The sequence below is a fragment of the Bradyrhizobium sp. genome (assembly GCF_049581145.1).
Lineage (GTDB): Bacteria > Pseudomonadota > Alphaproteobacteria > Rhizobiales > Xanthobacteraceae > Bradyrhizobium.
In genome coordinates, this window is record NZ_JBAURI010000437.1 from 1 (window position 1) to 3,477 (window position 3,477).

General features: G+C 67.8%; 3 protein-coding genes. 1 reads left to right on the forward strand and 2 read right to left on the reverse strand.

Annotated features, from left to right (window positions below):
• Window positions 1–1,934: nitric oxide reductase activation protein NorD (locus WCB02_RS14205; RefSeq protein WP_423958852.1), on the forward strand; the 1,934-nt coding region annotated here is incomplete at its 5' end.
• A 143-nt stretch (window positions 1,935–2,077) separates the two neighbouring features.
• Here the strand turns inward: WCB02_RS14205 and WCB02_RS14210 are convergent.
• Complete coding sequence (locus WCB02_RS14210) at window positions 2,078–2,926, reverse strand: urease accessory protein UreD (protein WP_423958853.1); 849 nt, start codon at window positions 2,924–2,926, stop codon at window positions 2,078–2,080.
• Window positions 2,892–3,477, reverse strand: a 586-nt coding sequence (gene ureG, locus WCB02_RS14215) for an urease accessory protein UreG (protein WP_423958854.1), incomplete at its 5' end; no start/stop codon positions are given. The genes WCB02_RS14210 and ureG, both read right to left, overlap by 35 nt.

A 3,477-nucleotide genomic window follows, 5' to 3' on the forward strand; every position in this document is an offset into this window, starting at 1 on the left:
CGCTGGCGCGATGGTGGCGGACCATGGAGCTTTTGGCGCGACAAGCGCCGGAGTCGGTCGAACTGGTCGCCTCTCACCTCGGCGAGATCCTCGCGCCCGGCACCATCGAGGTTTTCGAGAATTTCACAGCCGCCGGATTGCGCGCGGCGTCCGGCAACAAGTCCCGGCGGATCGCGTTCTTTTCACTGCAGGACGAGCTCGCGCGCCGCATGATCGCGCGCGATCTCGGCAGCGTTGGCTTTCTCGAAACCGAGGTCGAGCTCAAGGCGTTCGTGACCGCGCTGTGGGGTCGCGTCCCCCTGCTGCGCAGCCTGCCCTCCGACAACAGCCAGACCACCCAGCGCCGCACATCGATCGCGGGGCCCATCATCAGACTGCCGGAGGTTTATCGGGGCGTGCAGGGCGATACCGCCCGCACGCTGTTCCGCGCCGCGGCCGCGCATGCCCAGGCGCATCTGGTGCTGGGGCAAGGCCTGTTTCCGGCGGGCACGCTGAAGCCGTTGCAGATCGCCCTCGTGAATCTGGTCGAGGACGCCCGCATCGAGAGCCTGGCGATGCGGCAATTGCCGGGCCTGCGGCGGCTGTGGTCGCCGTATCATGTCGCAGGCCCCACCGGCGTGGCGACCGCGCCAGTCCTGCTCGCGCGCCTCGCCCGCGCTTTGTTCGATCCGGCCTACGCCGATGACGATGCGTTTGTCGCCAAGGGCCGCGCGATGTTTGCGGCCGCGTTGCCGCGCATCGACGATCCCGCCATCAGCCGGGAGATCGGAATGCTGCTCGGCAACGACCTCGGCCAGATGCGGGTGCAGTTCAACGCCAAGACGTATGTCGTCGAACCGGTTTATCGCGACGATGGTCTGGGTCTGTGGGATTTTGCCGAGACTGCGCCGCCTTCCGGCGAGGTGATCGAACTTCCGATCGACGCGGTCCGGATGGAGCGGCAGGAAACGCGCGACGCCGGCAACGCGACGACCGAACCAGACCAAGCCGACGGCACGATCGGTCGCGGCCGTCCGGTCGCGCCGGATGAGCGCGGCGTCGTCATCGCACGCTATCCCGAATGGGACCGCGTGCACGGAATCGAGCGCCCGGAATGGACCGTGGTGCGCGAAGTCGCTGCGCGCGCCGGCGACCATCGATCGGTCGAGGCCGCGCTGGATCGCGCCGACGTGCTGCGCAGCCGGATCGGACGGCTGGTGCGGGGCGTGAAGATCGGGCGGAAAATCCGCCTCAACCGGCAACATGACGGCCATGATCTCGACATCGACGCGATCCTGGAGGCCGGCATCGCGCTGCGGACCGGCCGCCAGCCCGACCCGCGGGTGTTCCGCTCGTCGACGTCGGTGCACCGCGATCTTGCCGGGCTGCTGCTGATCGATATCTCGGAATCGACGCGGGACCGGCTGGCTTCCGGCGCCACGACCCTCGATGTCGAGCGGCTCGCAGTCGCGGTGCTTGCCGAAGCGATGCACCGGCTCGGCGATCCCTTCAGCCTTCTCGCCTTTGCCTCCGACGGCCGCGAAGACGTCAGGATGACCAGCGTCAAGGCATTCGACGAAAGCTATGACCGCAGCTCCATGGCGCGGCTGGCCGGGCTCGCTTCGGGACTATCGACCCGGCTCGGCGCCGCACTGCGTCATGCGGGCCAGGTGATCAGGAAAACGAGCGCCGCACGCAAGCTCGTCATCGTGCTGACCGACGGCGAGCCGTCCGATATCGACGTCGCCGACCCGCTCGATCTGATCGAGGACGCGCGACGCGCGGCGCTCGGGCTGCATGCCGGCGGTATCGATGCCTATGGCGTCGTGCTCGGCCAGACCGGGATCAATGCGGCGTCGCGGATTTTCGGGCGCGGCTCTACCATGATGGTTCATCGCGTCGAGGAGTTGCCGGACCGGCTCGCGCAGCTCTATTTCCGGCTGGCGCGGCGGTAGTACGGCATCGGTAGCGCGCTCGCTCCGTCATGGCCGGGCTTGTCCCGGCCATCCACGTTTTGCCGCTGCGGAAAGGACAAGACGTGGATGCCCGCGACAAGCGCGGGCATGACGAGCGGTGAATGCGGTTGCGTTTGCGATTCTCATTTCCGACGCCGTGCGAGCTCGGTGCCGAGTGCGGCACGGCCGGCGACATGAAAGGCCGCTTCAAGCGCACGCGCGAGCGTGCCGCCATCCGGCGCCAGGATCCGCATCACCAGCCCGGCGCCGTTCGGCGCCAGTGATGCGCCGGCAAGACAGCCGAGGCGATCGGCGGACAGCTCCATGACGGCCATCGCCGGCAGCCGGTCCGGCGGCGCGATGACGAGGATCGTTGCGGCAGCGGCCAGCGGGCCGAGCGACCCGTTGCGCAACTCATCGCCGCGGAGGCGGCCGAAATCCTGCAGCAGCAATCGGCCATCGGGCCGCAGGATCCGTTGCCGGCTGGAAAATTGCGCAAACGCGGAGCCACTGTGTCCGGGATCGTGGACCGCAAAGCCGTCGGCCAGAAACAGCACGGCATCCTCGGCAACAATTGCCATGGTTTCGAGCGCAAGGTCGGCGCCCGGAAACAGCACATAGGGATCGCTTGCGATCGCGCAGAACGCGCCGCCTGCGACGTGCAACGATTGCCGTTGTCGCGATCCGCTGGCGCGGCCGTCATGCACGACGGTTGCCGCCTGAGCCGTCAGATGAAAGGCCGCGTTCGCGCCGACGCTCACGTCGAGCTTGAGGCGGTCGCCGGCGTAAAGCCCGCCCGACGCCGATTGCAGATAGAGCGTCAGGAGATCGGGCCGCCCGGCGTCGAGATAAAAGCCGCGGGTGACGTGCAGGGGATAGCCGACAAGCTGGCGGCGAAGCGTGGTCCGGCCGCCGGCCAGATCGACCGCAAGGTAGGCTTCGACGTCACGTCCGGGATCAGACCTTGAAGAGGACAGCGGCTGAAATCGCATCGACGACCGCCTCCACTCCGACGCCGCCGCGCAGATTGGTCGCGATCACCGGCCGTCCCGCGCGGACGCGACCGGCGTCCTCGAGCATCCTGTCGAGATCGACGCCGACATGGGGCGCAAGATCGATCTTGTTGACGACCAGCAGGTCGCAGCGCAACAGGCCCGGACCCTTCTTGCGCGGAATGTCGTCGCCGCCGGCGACATCGATCACGAAAATCCACCAATCGACCAGATCGAGCGAAAAGGTCGACGCCAGATTGTCGCCGCCCGATTCGAACAGGATCAGTTCGAGTCCCGGAAACCGCGCCTCGAGATCATCGCCGGCCGCGATGTTCAAGGTCGGGTCCTCGCGGATCACGGTATGCGGACAGGCGCCCGCCTCGACCGCCGACACCCGCGCAGGATCGATCAGGCCGGAGCGGCGCAACCGCTCGGCATCCTCCTTGGTGACGAGATCGTTGGTGACGACGGCGAAATCGATGCCGCGCCGCTGCAGCGCCGGGATCAGCGCCTCGATCAGCGCGGTCTTGCCCGAGCCGACCGGACCGCCG